This window comes from Bradyrhizobium sp. AUGA SZCCT0283, from assembly GCF_018130385.1.
Lineage (GTDB): Bacteria > Pseudomonadota > Alphaproteobacteria > Rhizobiales > Xanthobacteraceae > Bradyrhizobium.
The window spans coordinates 106268-122436 of the sequence record NZ_JAFCLU010000010.1 but is presented as its reverse complement, the minus strand read 5'-3'; the positions used below and the strand labels follow the sequence as shown (position 1 = coordinate 122436).

Genomic DNA, 16169 nt, shown 5'->3' with positions numbered 1-16169 from the left:
CTTCCTGTCAGGCTAGCCTTCGGAAACATGGACATGGGCGGTGATTTCATTGGCCGCTGGCGTGCGGGTAGCGGCAGGAAAACGGCACGGCAAGCGAAACCCGGACAGTACAGCGCGAAGGTGCTTGCTTGCGGCTCATTGCTGCTCTCGTGTGTCATCGTCGCTGGCATGGCGACGCAAACGGCATTGGCGGAAATAGCCGCGCCGGCCGCGACACGCGTCGCTGATAACGAAAAAGAGCAGGGTGGGCCTGGCGTCGCGCAAGCATCCCACACGCAGAAGTCGGAACCCGAAACAGTCCTGCGACAGCCTGAGGTGCAGAAGCCAGCGCCGGAAGCTGCCGTTCGCATGCCGGAAGCACGGAAATCGAGCCACGAGGCCAAGGATTTACCTGTACCACAGCTCGTCTTGCCGGGCGATCTGTCGAAGAAGATCGGCCAGAAGATCTGGCTGAATGAAACAGGCGGAAAACGTGATGCGATCACGTCATGGAATGCGAACGAGGAATTCGCTTCCCTAGGGATCGGTCATTTCATCTGGTTTCCTGTCGGCAAATGGCTGCCTTTCGAGGAGAGCTTTCCGGCCCTGCTCGAATTCATGCGCAAGAAGAACGTGCATTTGCCCGCTTGGCTGGACCAGACGCAAATTCCGGCCAACCCGTGGACAAGCCGAGCCGAATTTAGGAGAAACTCCAACTCACCGCAGATGAAAGAGTTGAGGCAGTTTCTGCTCGACACCGTGGCGGAGCAGACGCAATTCATGGTGGCGCGGGCGCAAGGTGCGATGGAGAAGATCCTCAAGACGACACCCGACGGCACGGAGCGCGAACATATCGTCATCCAGTTCACGCGCGTCATTCGCGCCTCCGAGAATTTTTATCCGCTGATCGACTACATCAACTTCAAGGGCGAGGGCACCAACCCGAACGAAGCCACCATGGACAGGGAGACCGGGCGGCGGCAGGGTTGGGGTCTCAAGCAGGTGCTGCTCAAGATGAACGGTGATACCAGCGATCCGAAGGCCGTGCGCGCCGAATTCGCCGATGCGGCGCAGTTCGTCCTGCAGCAGAGGGTTCGCAACCTTCCATCCAACCGTGTCTTCGAGGTCGGCTGGCTGCGCCGCGTCGCGACCTACCGCCGCCCGATCGCGGATCCGGAATCGAGCCCCAAACGGGCTCTGGGGAAATCGTTGCGAGTGACGGCGGCTCAATAGCTTTCCTATGAAGAGGACAGTTGCCGTTTTTGCGTATGCGTGAGGCTGCTTATCCCGCGACGATCGTCAGGCAATCGCGGGCTGCGCCTCGCCTATTTTGTCAGCAACGGCCTTTCCGAATTGCCGGCACGGCTCCTTTCGGTTCGGCCCTCAATTAGTGGCTGGTGGAGCGTCGGTTCATTTCCTCCAGAAGCTCGCGCATCGCATCGAACTGCGTGCCGAAGCCCTTCCAATCTCCGGACTTCAATCGCTCCACTGCTTGATTGTAGCGATCAAGCGCCTCCCGTGCCTGACTGGCCGCCGGGCCTGTGGCGGGCCTCTCCTCTGTCGTGGTTGAAACTGCCGGCGTAGCGCCGGGCTCCATGAATAGCGCTGACAAGGCTTCGGCGAGCGTCTCCTTCATCACCACATGTTCGCCGTAGGCTGCGATCACGCGTTTCAGCTCTGGCAGGTGTCCGTGCTCCGCTCGCAGGTAGAGCGGCGTTACATAAAGGATCGAGTTCTCGATCGGGATCACAAGCAAGTTCGCACCGCGTATCACACGCGAGCCCATCTGATTCCACAGCGTAATTTGTTGCGATATCTCGGTACTCTGATTGATCCGCGCTTCGATCTGGAATGGTCCATAGACGAGCTTCTCCTTGGGAAACTCGTAGACGATCAGCTTGCCGTAGTCGGGCGCGTCGCAGCGCGCGGCGAGCCACGCGATCATGTTGTCGCGGCGGCTAGGCACCATCGGAAGCATGAGGAAGAACTCGGCCTGCGGCTCGCCGGGTAGCCGCATGATGATGTAGTAGGGGGCCATCGTTGCAACGCCGCCGCCGCCCGGCTGACGCGGAAACTGCCAGAGATCCTCGCGATTATAGAAAACGTCAGCCGCCTCCATGTGGTAAGTCTGATACAGCCGCGCCTGAATCAGGAACAGGTCCTCCGGATAGCGAATGTGCCTCTGCAGGTCGGCCGGCATAGAAGCGAACGGCTTGAACAAGCCCGGAAAGATGCGCTGGAAGGTTGCGGCGATCGGGTCACCGGTGTCGATCAGATAAAAGTCGACGGTTCCGTTATAGGCATCGACGATAACCTTCACTGAATTGCGAATGTAGTTGAGGTCCAGCTCTTGCGCCGGCTGTGCATAGGGGAAATAGGAACTCACCGTATAGGCGTCCTGCATCCAGAACATCCGCCCATCGCTGATGACCAGATAAGGATCGTGATCGAGCCTGAGGAAGGGAGCAATCGTTCCCACCCGTTGCTGGATATTGCGGCGGATCATGAGCCGGCTGTCGGCGGTGATGTAGCTTGAAAGCAGCAGATTCGGGTCGTTGAAGTAATAAGCAAACAGGCCTCTCCTCACCATCGATCCGATCGGAACGCCACCGGTGCCGTCATAGGCCGCGTAGACATTGTCCTTTCCCTTTGGATAGTCGAACTCAGGTGTGCTCCCTTTGACGATGACGTAGCTGTCGTGCTCTTCGCCGTAGTAGATGCGCGGTTCGCGGATCTGGGGACCTCCGTCCGCAACAGGAGGTATGTCGCGCAAATAAAAGAATGGCAGCCCCTCACTGCTCTTGCGAGTGACCGGGCTCATCACCGCGCCGGTGCCGTGAGTAAACAGCACGTGGCGGTTGACCCACGTCTGGGCATTCGGCGGCAGCAAGGAGGGACGCAGTTCGCGGGCCGAGATCATTACGCTTTGGTAGGAGCCATCGAGCCAATAGCGATCAACGTCAACATCATGGAATTTATAGTAAGTGCGGATCTCTTGCAGCTGCGCGTAGGTGTCCGACAAGGGCAGCCAGTCCCACAGCCTGATATTCTCGATCGTCGCCTTGTTGGCGTCGAGCGTCTTGAACGTAAGCTTCTGTTCGGCGGCAAAGGGCTTGGCTGCAATCTTGTCGAGATTGTATGCCTGCCGGGTGAGCGCGATGTTGCGCTGGATATAGGGCTTCTCCAGTTCCAACTCGCTTGGTTTGACGAAGAACTGCCGGAACAGCACGGGAGCCACGCCGGACAGCACGAAAGAGCCGACGACGACAAGCATGACCGCGGCGGCAGGCAGCCGGTAGGTCCTCACCCGGAGGTTTGCCAACGCAGCAAACGCCGCAATGATCGACAGCCCGATCATTAGCCACAGGCCCGGCAGCCCCACATGCACATCGGTGTAACTGGCGCCAACGACGACGCCATTGTCGCCATAGAGCAGCAGATAACGGTCGAGAACGTACGACCAGGCCTTCACGACGAAGAGGAGAGCAAGCAACGCCGAGCCGTGAGCAATCACTGTCGGGGACATTGAACGGTGCTGCACGTCGTATTCGATGTCGCCGTGCACCCAGTAGATCGCTGCGGCGAAAAGCGCGCTCAGAACGAGTGTGAGCAGCATCCAGTTTTTGACGAGGACATAGACCGGCAGCACGAAGAGATAGAAACTGATGTCCTTGTTGAAGAGCGGATCGTCGGCGCCGTAGGGAACGTGATAGAAAAACTGCAGGATGGTGCCCCAATTGCCCGCTTCCGTCGCGGCAACCAGCAGCGCGAGCAAACCTGCGCCGCCCGCGATGACCCGGGACCATGGCAGCCGATCGCGCACGACCGCCAGCAGGTCGGGCGGCGGCACATTGCCCGCAAGATTCCACACGAAGGCCGCGACAGATTGCGTAGGCCGCCGTCGGGCAAAGCGCACCGCGAGCCATCCGTTCAACCAAAGGACGACCGCAGTCCCGGTCCAGACTGCAAAAAGAACGACGGCTTTGACGCTGATCGTCGTCCAGAAAACCTGCGGATAACCGATCGCGGAAAACCACAGCCAGTCAACCAGAAAGTCGCTCGTGAGCGAGAGCAGGATCAGGCAAATCCCAACGAAGACAGCCGCAATGATGAGCCCGACCACGGCGCTTTGCCTTGGCACCTTCCGTTCGGGTCCGGTAATCCCGATCGTCATGGTTTAATAATAGCAGAAATGAAGGACGTTTGCCGCTTGATTCATGCTGGAATTGTGGATCAAAGCGGGCGACGACCGTGTTTCTCGCAGCTTCTGCGCGTAGCCAGCGCGGCCGAGAATTGGGCAAGAGCGCTGCCTCATCGGAGACCCGACGCCGTGATCAAATGTGGTCACCACCTGATCCGACGCTTCGGTCTTCACCCCCTCGGGGATCATTGGCTGATCGGACACAAGAAGCAGCGCGCCGGTCAGCCGCCCAAACTGGAACGGATCAAGCTTTGAATCATGGCGGATGAGCGTCTTTGCGGTCAAGGCGCAGGTCATGCTTCCGAATTGAGCAGGACTACGCCAGGATGAAGATGGCAATCAGCACCGAGCGGAACACGCGAATCGCCTTGTTGCCCGCCAAAAAGCTTAGACTCATGGTCGTGCCCGCCAAGTCGGCACGTCACCCCGGCAGGATCAGCGCGCGTCCCCGCCGGCCCTTCTTCACGTGATCGAAGGCCTGGGCGGCTCCGGCCAGAGATTCCTGTATGGCGATGGGCAGTCCAACGCGCTGCTGCTCGACGAGTTCGCGCAACTCTTGCAGGGCGGGTGTCTCGGGCTTGAAGACAGTCCATGCATAGCGTGCATTCTTCGGCAAGGCGGCGCGATGGCGGCGCTTGTCGGAGAGCGTCTTTAGAACACCGCGTACCCAGCCGAGCTCGTCGAAATTTGCGAGCAGCGGATGCACCGCGGTGGCATGGCCGAGCGCGCCGTCGCGCAGAACGCCCATGAGCGCCAGATCATCGTCCCAGGTTGCAAAGTTGAGCGTGGCGTCGAACGTCCGTGACAGCGTCGCGAACGGCTTGCTGCTGCTGTCCACCACCTCGAGCGCGCCAGCCTCCTGGCAGGCGGCGAAGTCGGGCGGCCGCGCGATCGCCGTGACGCTGGCCCCCCATGCGGACATCATCTGGAGGGCCAAGGTCCCGAGGCCACCGGCCGCGCCATGGACGAGCACTCGTCTTCCGGCGGCATTCTGCCGGGTCAATCCAGCGCCCCGCACCGCAAGCCACATGGTCACGAAGCTGTACGGAAGTGCCGCGAGGGCCTGGAGGTCCTGCCCCGCGCGCGCCGGCAGCACATGCGCGGCCTTGACCAGGACGTGGCTCGCGTGAGCCCCCTCGGTCGATGGCGGCTTCACGCCGTAGACCCGATCGCCGATCTTGAAGGCGTCGACATTGTCGCCGAGCGCCGTCACCGTGCCGGCAAAATCATTGCCGAGTACCATCGGAAACCGACCTGCCCCGACAAGCGACAGCAATCGCCGGCCGTAGCCTTGCGCGCGCCGCACATCGATGGGATTGACCGATGCCGCAGCGACGGCGACCTCGATCTCGCCGGCGGCCGGCCTGCGCCGGAGGACCGATCGGACCTCGAAGCCACTACTCGGCCCGAGACACACCAGGGTGACACCTGTCGCATTCGTTATCATCTTGCCGCCTTCCCGAAGTTTCCGGACACTCTCACTGCACGATCAATTCGCCAAACACGCCGGCCGCAGCGCTAGTCCTGCACTTCGAACTTGAAGGCATAGCGCTCCAGCGCTGCGCGCAGAGCCGCGGTCCCTTTGTCGGCGCGGACGCGCACGACTTGTCCCAGCCGGGGGCTGCGTTCGAATGCCAAGTCGACGATGGTTGCGCCCACATTCTGCGCCTCGCCGCGAACAGCGGCCTCAATCTCACGTTGCTGGAGGGCCGGCTTGAAGATCTTGCCGATCCCGGTCACTGGCAGCGACGGCATGATCTTCACGTGCTTCGGGATCGCCGCTCGCTCGGGAACGTGGGCAGCGGCGAAATCCATCAGCTCCTGGTCGCTGACGGCAACGCCGGGCTTGGGCTGCACATAGGCGACAGGGACCTCGCCCACATAGGCGTCGGGGCTGCCGACGGCGGCCGCCATCGCCACGGCCGGGTGTTTGGACAGCGCATCCTCGATCAGCTTCGGATCGATGTTGTGCCCGCCCCTGATGATCAGCTCCTTGCGCCGGCCGGCCAGCCAGAAATAGCCCAAACCATCCTGCCGCCCGAGATCGCCGGTATTGAGCCAGCGCGTGCCTTCAATATCGATCCACAGATCTGTGTTCTGCTGCGGATCGAGATAGCCCGCGAACACGTTGGGCCCCGTGATGGCGATGGTACCGATCTCGTCGACATCCGCCATTCGCAGGAAGCTCCCGGCGTCATCGAGGATGACGACGCGCACCTGCTGGTATGGCAGGCGCAGGCCGATCGACCCGGCGCGACGCTTGCCCTCCGGCGGATTGAGGCAGGAGACGCAGGTGCCCTCGGTCAGCCCATAGCCCTCGACGATCTTGAGACCGGTCTTCGCTTCGAACGCCTCGATCAGCTTGGCCGGCATGGGCGCCGCGCCGCAGATCGCGTATTCGAGGCTGGAGATGTCGTTGTCGCCGATCGGCGCTTCGAGCAGGGCGGCATAGATCGTCGGCACACCGGAGAATGTCGCAATGCGGTAGTGCGCCGCGATCTCCCAGAAGCGCGCGATCAGGTTCTTGCCGCGGTAGCCTTCGGGAGAGGCGAGCAGCACGTGATGGCCGTGCATCCACGGCAACAGGCCGGTGGCGAGCTGCGCGTTGACGTGAAACAGCGGCAGGCCGCATAAATAGGTCCGCGGCTCCTCGCGCTCGCCGAACATTTGCGCCGCGGCCCAGGCATCGAAGATCTCGTTGCCGTGCGTGCGCACCGCTATCTTCGGCGCGCCTGTCGTGCCACCGGTGCAGAAGTAAGACGAGACGGAATGTTCGGTGATCGTCCGCGGCGCGACCAGGCGATCGGCCGGCTGGCCCTGCATCGCCGCGCGGAAATCCACTATCTCAAATTTGCGGTCGGGCACGCCGGCCGCTGCGGCCGCCACCGACGTCCTCCCTTTGCCTCCGAGATAATCCATGACGTCGACCAGCGCGACCACACGAAGCTCCGGGAGCGCCGAAAGGTGCGGCGCAAGCTTGCTCCACAGTTCGGCGCCGGGAAACGGCGCGAGCGTCACCAGCACCCGCACCTTGGCCGCGCGAAGGATCTCCACGATCAGATCAGGCTCGAGCAGCGGATTGACCGCGAGCACCACCCCGGCCGCCTCGCCGCCCCAGATCGTGAAGTGGGTTTCGGGCAGGTTCGGCAGCACATAAGCGACCGGATGATCCACGCTGACGCCGAAGGCGTGAAGCGCGTTCGCGGCCCGGGTGATCTCCGCCAGAAGCTCTGCGTAGGTCCAGGTCGAAGCACGCTGATAGGCGTCCGCAGTCGGAAAGAACGACAGCGCCTTGCGGTCCGGCCAGCGCTGTGCACTCGCCGTGAACACCTCGTAGGTTGATCGCGGCAAGCTCCGCGTCGCAAGAGGCTCGGCCTCGATTCTCTGAATATCGGCAATATCTCGCACCGGCATTGGACGCCTTTCGCCTGCAGTCGTGAGAGGGATGAGCTGATGCGGATTCAGCGCTGCCACTGCCGGCCCCTGGCCGCCATGCTGTTCTTGAGTGCCACCAACACCTTCACCCGCGCCTTGTCCTTGATCGCGAGCTTCAGCACCCGCCAGAGCCGTCCCGGTGTCATGCGGGTGTCGATAAAGTCGTCGGGCAGGTCCGGCCCCCACTGGTAGAGACCCTCGCGGTCCATCAGGTGGTAGCCTGCGGGCTGCGCCGCGTCGAACAGGTCGCCGTCGGCGTAGTGCTCGTGCTTCTGGCCCCAGGGGTCGCGCCAGTAGTCGAAGATCTGGCTGCCGAGCAGGTGACGGCCCACTCCCCAGGCGTGGCGATAGCGTTTCGCCATCAGCACCTGCTGGCCCATCTCCACGGCATCGAGATCGACGACCTCGAACGCCACATGGTCGACGTTCGACTCCATCCCCATGGCGACGAAGATCGTATGGTGGTCGGTCGGCTCGTTGCCGCGATCGAGCCGTGTGAACGAACCTACCGGCGTGCCGTCAGCTAGGCACATCACGTCAGACGGGATGAACCCAAACGTGTCCATGTACCAGCGCACACTGCGGTTGAAATTGGGCGTCTCCAGCACCAGATGGCCGAGCTTGGTGACCTGCGGCGGCTCGAGCTTCGGCCGCTGGGTGTCATTGACGCGAACGGTCTGGCCCGGCGCATTGTGAAGGATCTGCGGGCGCACCGGCAGCGGCTCGCTCGGGGTGAAGCCATGGTGGACGTGAACCGCGACGCCTTCCGGATCGCGCAGGTGCACGACCGAGCCCCCTCCCGGCCCGTCGGCGCGCTCGACGCGACCGCCGAACTTCCGGGCCAGCGTATCGAGATTCTCGGCCATCGCGACCGAAAGGCCGATGCCTAGGAAGCGGGCGTTCCTCCCCAGAGTGGCGCGGTAGATATACGGTGCCGGCCCGGTCCCCCGCATCAACAATTCTTTCTCGGTCCGCGCGGCACGCACGAGGCCGAAGTCGATGAGGTACCGCTCCGCGGCGTCGAGATCGGGGCGCTCAAAATGCGCATACAGGAGTTGGTTCGCCTTCACGACGGGCGAGGAACTGCGCGGCAACTCGACGCTGCCGGGACCGCTCTTGAGCAACAGGTTGATGGACATCTGGCCTCCTTGAATTCAGGCTGCGATCGGCGGCGCGGTGACGCCGCACGCATGCGCAAACGGGGTGAGCACCGGCAGATCGCGCCCGCGCGGATCGAGCCGGTCAGCGATGAAGCGGTCGGGCCGCACGAGCACCGCGCGAACCGCGTAGCGCTTCGCCCAGGCATCGAACACGGAGTCGTCGCATCGCAATTCGAGCGTCCGCGGCTTGTCGCGGCGGCCGTTCAGGCAGACGAATCGCGCATCGAGCCTATCGAGGATGGCGAGATCGCGCGCGGAGAGCAGCGCCGCCGGATCGACGCCGATGCCGAGCACGAGCCACTGATGGCACGCCTGAAACGTATCGAGGGGGAACGAGCCGTCCGGCGTCTTGACGCTGGGCTGCGGCAGCATCTGGCCGATCACAGCATCGCTCCCCACCCCGGTCAACGCACTGCGGCCAATTGCCGGCGGCGGCACCACGCCACCGCGGCCGATGAAGTCGCGGAAGGCGCGCGACATGTTTAGGCAGGCGAAGATACCGTCGCGCAGCGCGGCAGCGCCGCGGCTGGTCGGCATAATCACGGCACCGAGCCGGCGCGACACCTCGACCATCTTGCGCACCACCGGCGCGCGTTCCGGCTCGTAGCTGTCGAGGATCGTCTCAGCAGCGAGTCCCTTGAGCACGGCCGAAAGCTTCCAGGCCAGATTGGCCGCGTCCTTCATGCCGCCGTTCATGCCCTGGCCGGCGAAGGGCGGCATCAGGTGCGCGGCGTCGCCGGCCAGAAATCCGCGGCCGTTGCGCCAGCGGTCGGCGACCCGGGCATGGAAGGTGTACACGGCCTTGCGCTCGATCCGAACCTCGCGATAGCGCGTGTTCTCGGCGATCAGTGCCATGATCCGCCCGTCGTTCTTCAACTGCTCCTCGGTCTCGCCCGGAAGCTGCATGAATTCCCAGCGCACGCGATCGCCCACCGCCGGCAGTTCGACGCGCGGACGGCCCGGGTCGCAGTAGAAGCTGATCTGCTTGACGTCGTGACCCTTGACGATGGCGTCGACCACCAGCCAGCGCTGCGTATAGGTGGAGCCGACGAGTCTCGCGCCGAGCAGATCGCGGACCCGACTCGTGCCGCCGTCGCAGCCAGCGACGAATTTCGCCCGCAGCGTGCTCGCGCCCTGGCGGGTGGCGATCGACAGCACGGCCTCGTCGCGACTCTGCACCAGATTAGTGACGGTGTGCCCAAACAGCACCCTGACATTGTCGAACCGCGCCAGCCCCCTGAGCAGAACCCGCTCAAATTCCGGCTGGTAGAACGTGCCCAGCGACGAGTGGCCATACGGCCCGCAGGCCGGAGGGTCCGCCTGCATCAGCACGCGACCGCGCGGATTGAGATGGCGGACATGGGGGTTCTGAATGAGTCCGGGCTTGATCTCGTTGAGCAGTCCAATCTGTGCGAAGAGGCGGAGGGTTTCCGCATCGTAGGCGATGGCCCGCGGCAGACCGAGCAGCCCCTCGTTGGCCTCCAGCACCGCGACCTGCACCCCGGCGATGCCGAGCAGGTTCGCCACCATAAGCCCAACCGGCCCGGCGCCGACGACGGCAACCTCGACTTCACGGAGCGGCGCCCGCGCCGCGATGCTTTCCACAACCATGAGACTTCCTCGCCTGACCGTCGACCGGGTCGACAAATATTTTTGAACATGATAGTCAAAACGACTAAATCGTCAATACGAGATTTCGGTCATACCCGGAATGCGCGCCAAGCTGCTGTAAGAACAGCAGAATCGCGAACGGGATCCGGCAACACAAGGCAATGGAGGATCGAGTGGCGACCAATCTGGTGCGTTTCGAAGCAGGTAACGGCCCGCGTTGGGGCGTGGTAACGGGTGCGGAGATCGCTCCTCTCTCAGACGACTATCCGACCACGGCAGCCCTGATCGAACAGGGCGAGGCCGATTGGCGTGCGGCCTGCAGCCGCGGCGCGCGCATCGCCATCGCTTCGGTGGAGATCTTGGCGCCCGTGACGACGCCATGTCGGCTGTATTGCCAGGGCGCCAATTACCGCCAGCACATGGTCGAATCAGGAATGGATCCCGATGCCAAGCTGTTCAACATGTTCTTCACCAAGGCCGACGCCTCGGTCTGCTCGGGCCGCGAGAAGGTCACGCGTCCCGCGCACGTGAAATTGCTGGACTACGAGATCGAGCTCGCGCTGGTATTCCGCCGGCCGATCTCGTCGCCCGTCACGGTGACCCGCGAAACGCTGCCCGACTACGTGTTCGCAATCGCCATCGCCAACGATCTCAGCGCCCGTGACGTGCAGCTGCCACAGACCCAGTTCTTCAAGGGCAAGAGCTACCGCGGCTTCTGCCCGATCGGCCCGTGGCTCACGGTGCTGGAACGCGACGAGTTTCCCCGCATCGACGACCTCGCGCTCGAGCTCGATGTCGACGGCGCGCCGCGGCAGCGCGACACCACCGCCAACCTCGTGTTCAAGCCCGCCGAGACGATCTCCGAGCTGTCGACCTTCGCCAACATCCTTCCCGGCGACGTGCTCTTGACCGGCACGCCGAACGGTTGCGCGCTGCGGGTGCCGCCGCCGCCGCTGCGCCGGCTGCTGCAGGTCCTGCCGGAGCGCGTGCTGTGGAAGCTGTTCCTCAACGGACAGGCGCGTCGGCCGCAATATCTCAAACCGGGTGACCGGATCACGGCACGGATCCGCAGCCGCGACGGGGCGGTCGATCTCGGCGAACAGGCGACTGAGATCGTCGGGCCATGAGTGTTGGATGAGGGATCTAAGTTTACGCGGTACCGCCGACAATCCGCCGCCGCGGCTTCGCGGCCCTCGCGGGCAAGCCGGATCGTGCGGCGTCCGCTTGCACTGGCAGGCGCGTCAGCACGGACTTTACCTGCTGCGCGTCGAGACCGATCGCCCGGAGAATCGCCGCAATCGCACCCTCGCGATCGCGAGACGACAAACGACGCTCTGCAATGGCAGCGAGCACCTGGAGCATGATGCCGACCACAACCTCCAGAGCGAGCCCGGCGCTCATGGCGCCACCGTGGGGCGAACTCTTCACGTACCGCTTGATGTCTTCCAGCAGACGCCGACGCGCGACCTCGCCGACAGTCGCCGTACCTGCCGCCATCCGCGCCGCCACTCCGGCCCAACCAGGATCGGCGAGCGCCCGATCGATGAAGCAGCTACAGCCGTAGGCAATGCGGAGCGCCGGGTCATCGATTGAGAGCCGGATCGGCTGCAGCAGATTGTCGATCGCCTTGACCAACTCGTCAGCCACGGCAGCCGTCAATTCAGGCAGGTCCTTGAAGTGAACGTAGAACGTCCCCTTGGCGACCCCCGCTTCCCGTACCACGTCGTCGACCGTGACCGATTCCACCGCTTGGCGCGCGAACAGCGCATTCGCGGCAGCAACGAGCTGGGCGCGGGTCCTCGCCCGCTTCTCGCGGCCGATTTCCGCGCGGCGGATCGGATCGATGTTGGCCATGCGCTTGCGACTCGAGGGTTCAACTGCTCATTAAGTCAAATTGACCAGAACGTCCAGAGCGAAGACGCGCCGCAGAGGGCGGAGAAGCGCCGAAACGGACCGCCGAGCCCCCCACCGCGACAAACAGGTCGAGGACTTCGACCTTCACCCCACGAAAATCGCGGACTTGTCGCGTGCACCTGATCACGCCGACGCGCGAGTGCGGGAGATTCAGACCTTCACGTGCATTTGGCTAAGCTCTTGATGCTGATCATTCTGGAATGAGGCGAGCCGGCGCTGGTTCTTCTCCTTCGACAACCGAGGTGTAGTCTGCCCGGTCACGCCCATCACCGCGAGCGTACTTCAAGCCGAGGAGTTCGAGGTGATCCGGCACAGCAAGGCCCGCGGGCACAAGGAAACAGCATCATGTCGCCGATGAACCATTCGGCCCCACGCCGCATGCGATGCTCAAGATTGCTGAGGCGCCTCGTAGCGAGCAGCAGTAGAACCGTCGCGTTTTCAAGGGGCTAATCCCGGCGATTGCGTCCTAATTGTTTCGTTGCGCGGTCCAATATCCCGAGCAGCGCCCACCTCCTGCGTGGCCGCTCCAGATCCCGCGGCCGGCGTCTCGCGTCAGCCTTCCCGACCCTGATGCGTATTTGTCGTGGACCGTCACCGACGCGCGAACCGCGCCCGATCTTCCGACATGCCCTCTGAACTTCACCAGATTGGGATGCGTCACAACGCCGTCGTTTATGTTCACTGAGAAACTGTAGGTCGGATCGCAGCTTCCGCGTTGTGTAACGAAGACGAGATCCCAGGGACCGTCGTAAGAGGTTCGGGCTTCGGCAACCGTCGCCAGGGTAAGGCAGGCACAGCCAATGACATTCGCGATCAGTCGCTTGTTCATGATTCTCTCCAGAGGAATTGGTTGATGTTCAGTAAGGCAGCAGTCGTCGGTGTTGGGTCTTCGCTTGGCCTATCGTAGCTGTTCGTCGACCACCTTCTTTCACCGTACGTTTCAAGAGCCAGTGCGCATTTCGGCGGGCCCTACGCGGCCGTCCAGCCGCCGTCGATAGAGAGGTTGGCGCCGGTGATCTGCGCGGCGTCTTGGCTGCACAGGAACAGCGCCAGCGAAGCCACCTGCTCGACCGTGACGAATTCCTTCGTCGGCTGCGCCGCGAGCAGGACGTCGCTGATTACCTGGTCTCTTCTCATGTTACGTGCCTTCATCGTGTTCGGAATTTGCCTCTCCACCAGCGGCGTCCAGACGTAGCCGGGGCTGATGCAGTTACAGGTGATCTTCGACCTGGCTAGTTCCAGCGCCACCGTTTTGGTGAGACCCACGATGCCATGCTTGGCCGCGACGTAAGCCGATTTGAAGGGAGAAGCGACCAGCGAATGCGCCGAGGCCGTGGTGATGATCCGGCCCCAGCCGCGCCTCTTCATGCCGGGCACGGCGGCACGGATGGTGTGGAAGGCGGAGGACAGGTTGATCGCAATGATCGCATTCCACTTGTCGACCGGAAACTCCTCGATAGGGGCGACGTGCTGGACGCCGGCATTGTTCACGAGGACATCCACGCTGCCGAAGGTCTCCTCCCCGAGCGTGATAAGCTCGGCGATTTCGTTCGGCTTGGCCATGTCCGCAGGCGAATAGACGGCTTTCACCCCGAAATCGCTCTCGATGGCAGATCGCTCCTTCTCTATATCGGCCGGTGCATCCATTCCATTGAGCACGATGTTGGCGCCTGCGCCTGCGAAAGCCCGCGCATACGCGAGGCCGATGCCGCTCGTCGAGCCGGTCACAACCGCGACCTTGCCTTTCAGAATACCCATTTCGCTTTTCCTTGTTGATCTGTGACGGTCTTACGGCTCGTCACCGCAGGTGTTGCTGGCTCGCGCAGTGGATCGCGGTCGTCCATCATGTGACCAGGGCTCTCTCATAGCTCCGGAGCGGGCGTCGGATCGGCTGTTGCAGATAGTCGTGAACGACCTTGCCGAGCCCTAGGGTAAGGTCTGCGCGGATGTGAGCTGCGGATACGATCTCGAGAACCGGTAAATCGGCCACGGGAGCCAGGGCGTGAGGCGTCAGCGAGAGAGCCGCGGGCCCGCTCCAGGCCCCTTTCAAGACAACTTGCTCAAGGTGATATTCGACGAGCTCACAGATGCGCGGATTGCCGTCGACGTGCGGAATGATCTTGAGAAGGAAGTTCGGCTCTTCGAGTGCGGCCTTGACTTGCGCCAGGTCGGCTTCGCGGTGCTTGTATCCCATCGTGCCGGTTGCGACCCGCAACGGACCGTAATCCAGAGTGCCGATGAGGGTGTCGACCTCGGTTTGCAATCTCGGCTGACCTAGCTTTTTCGGAAAGCCCCAGAGCTCCCGGCCGCCGGCGATCGGTCCCTCATCGTTCAGGAACATGGAGTGAGTGTAGCCGCCCCTGCGACCACGGAACGATACCGGGATGACTTGGCCGCTCTCGGTGTAGTCGCCAAAACCACTGGAATCCGGCATGCGGATGAATTCGTACTTGACCAGCGCCTCGCGTTCATCAAATTCCAGCGGTGCCGGAATAACCGATCGCAGCTTCGCCGGATCAGTGCGATAGGTAATGATCAGGTATTCACGGTTCACGAAGCGATACGGCCCCGGGGGATAGGCCGGATTGGTGAGCGGCATCGCGAACGCCCGCCTCACGACTTCACTCTCGCGCATTCTATTCTCCTGTGACTGGAATGACCGGCTTGACCTACTCGCGACCATCCTGCTCAAGATCGAACGTGGAGACGCCGTCCGGACTGGTCGGGCGGGCCAGCACCTCGGGATGACGAAGGGTGCGCAACGCGTCGTGATAACCGGCGCGCCAATGATCCTGCATCGAGAGGCGGGAAAACTCGTAGTCCTTGGAGTGGCCTTCGTAGCCCCGCGCGCGATAGATTAGATGGACGAGGTTGTGCACGTTGTGAGAGGCAGCCGTCTTGAGCGGCCTGACGTCCTCATGCTCGAGCAGATTTTCAGGCAGCCTGCTCAAGAGAGCCGCCAGCTCTCGCTGCAGTCGGTGCAAGCTCTTGAACTGGTCTGTGCTTGCTCGGGTGCGGCTCGAGTATTGAATCTCCTTTTGACGCGTAACGACGTCGGCCATATTGCGCGGAATCTGGCCGCGCGCGCTCCAGAGATCGACCTGAAACACAAGCGTGTCCTGCCGGGCGCCACACTCGATCACCCACTGCAACGGCGTGTTGGATACGAGGCCGCCATCCCAGTAATGTTCGCCATCGATTTCGACCGCCGGAAAGCCCGGCGGCAGCGCGCCACTCGCCAGGATATGCTCGGGTCGAATCTTATGGGTGGCACTGTCAAAATAGACCATATTGCCGGTCCTTACATTGACGGCACCTGCGCTGAACCGCGTCATACCGGCGTTGAGACGATCGAAATCGACGAGCCGCTCCAGTGTCGTCTTTAGCGCGCTCGTGTCGTAGATGCTCGTGGCGGCAAGCGTTCCACCCGCTTGTAGCCATGGCGCCAGTGGCCGCGCAGAAAAAAATCCGCTTGCGCCAAACACCGCCGCGAAGCTCGCATTCATCTGATTGAGAAAATTGCGCGTATGATCGCTGTTCATCAAATCGGCGAACGGCTTGCCTGACCAATGCCAAGCCGCGTCCGACGTCACCTGCGTCCAAAACTCGCGAAGCCGGTCAACCCGGGATTCGGGCGGATTGCCCGCAATAATCGCGGCGTTGATCGCTCCAATCGAAATGCCCGCAATCCAATCCGGATGGATGTTGGCTTCGGCCAAGGCCTCGTAGACGCCTCCCTGGTATGCCCCCAGAGCGCCGCCGCCTTGTAAGAGCAACGCTATGCAGTCGAATGGCAGACGCCGGTCGGCGGTTGCGAGGTGCGGTCGAAACTGAAAGTTCATGGCTCGTGTGCTCTCGATTGGCGACTC

Annotated in this window: 12 protein-coding genes; 2 read left to right on the top strand and 10 right to left on the bottom strand. The window is 62.7% G+C overall.

Features of this window, described 5'->3' with window-relative positions:
* Nucleotides 1-33 precede the first annotated feature (33 nt).
* The gene (locus JQ624_RS16155; protein ID WP_212419885.1) at nt 34-1212 is read left to right on the top strand and encodes a hypothetical protein; all 1179 of its coding nucleotides are present in this window, start codon (nt 34-36) and stop codon (nt 1210-1212) included.
* A gap of 154 nt (nt 1213-1366) precedes the next feature.
* Here the strand turns inward: JQ624_RS16155 and JQ624_RS16150 are convergent, their stop codons facing one another.
* From JQ624_RS16150 to JQ624_RS16125, 6 genes are all read right to left on the bottom strand, one after another.
* Nucleotides 1367-4153, bottom strand: coding sequence for a UPF0182 family protein (locus JQ624_RS16150; protein ID WP_212419884.1), 2787 nt, complete (start codon nt 4151-4153; stop codon nt 1367-1369).
* A gap of 3 nt (nt 4154-4156) precedes the next feature.
* Nucleotides 4157-4465, bottom strand: a complete 309-nt coding sequence (locus JQ624_RS38600; RefSeq protein ID WP_249129843.1) for a hypothetical protein — start codon at nt 4463-4465, stop codon at nt 4157-4159.
* A 136-nt stretch (nt 4466-4601) separates the two neighbouring features.
* Entirely contained in the window at nt 4602-5627 is a 1026-nt protein-coding gene (locus tag JQ624_RS16140; RefSeq protein ID WP_212419883.1) for an alcohol dehydrogenase catalytic domain-containing protein, read from the bottom strand.
* Between the two features lie 71 nt (nt 5628-5698).
* Nucleotides 5699-7594, bottom strand: a complete 1896-nt coding sequence (locus JQ624_RS16135) for an acyl-CoA synthetase (RefSeq protein ID WP_212419882.1) — start codon at nt 7592-7594, stop codon at nt 5699-5701.
* Between the two features lie 47 nt (nt 7595-7641).
* Complete coding sequence (locus JQ624_RS16130; RefSeq protein ID WP_212419881.1) at nt 7642-8754, bottom strand: VOC family protein; 1113 nt, start codon at nt 8752-8754, stop codon at nt 7642-7644.
* A gap of 15 nt (nt 8755-8769) precedes the next feature.
* Nucleotides 8770-10386: a bifunctional 3-(3-hydroxy-phenyl)propionate/3-hydroxycinnamic acid hydroxylase gene (locus JQ624_RS16125; protein ID WP_212419880.1), complete on the bottom strand. Its 1617-nt coding sequence runs from the start codon at nt 10384-10386 to the stop codon at nt 8770-8772.
* 173 nt (nt 10387-10559) lie between these two features.
* Here JQ624_RS16125 and JQ624_RS16120 point away from each other — a divergent pair, with 173 nt between their 5' ends.
* Nucleotides 10560-11513 carry a fumarylacetoacetate hydrolase family protein gene (locus JQ624_RS16120; RefSeq protein ID WP_212419879.1) on the top strand — a complete coding sequence of 318 codons (954 nt, stop codon included), beginning with the start codon at nt 10560-10562 and terminating at the stop codon, nt 11511-11513.
* Between the two features lie 22 nt (nt 11514-11535).
* Here the strand turns inward: JQ624_RS16120 and JQ624_RS16115 are convergent, their stop codons facing one another.
* The 4 genes from JQ624_RS16115 to JQ624_RS16100 all read right to left on the bottom strand — a co-directional run bounded on the left by JQ624_RS16115 (nt 11536) and on the right by JQ624_RS16100 (nt 16142).
* The gene (locus tag JQ624_RS16115; RefSeq protein ID WP_212419878.1) at nt 11536-12240 is read right to left on the bottom strand and encodes a TetR/AcrR family transcriptional regulator; all 705 of its coding nucleotides are present in this window, start codon (nt 12238-12240) and stop codon (nt 11536-11538) included.
* 1029 nt (nt 12241-13269) lie between these two features.
* Nucleotides 13270-14058, bottom strand: a complete 789-nt coding sequence (locus JQ624_RS16110; RefSeq protein ID WP_212419877.1) for a 3-hydroxybutyrate dehydrogenase — start codon at nt 14056-14058, stop codon at nt 13270-13272.
* 85 nt (nt 14059-14143) lie between these two features.
* A complete protein-coding gene (locus JQ624_RS16105) occupies nt 14144-14935 on the bottom strand; it encodes an acetoacetate decarboxylase (RefSeq protein ID WP_212419876.1) in 792 nt (263 codons plus the stop codon).
* Nucleotides 14936-14969: 34 nt separating this feature from the next.
* Entirely contained in the window at nt 14970-16142 is a 1173-nt protein-coding gene (locus JQ624_RS16100) for a DUF3734 domain-containing protein (protein ID WP_212419875.1), read from the bottom strand.
* Nucleotides 16143-16169: the final 27 nt, after the last annotated feature.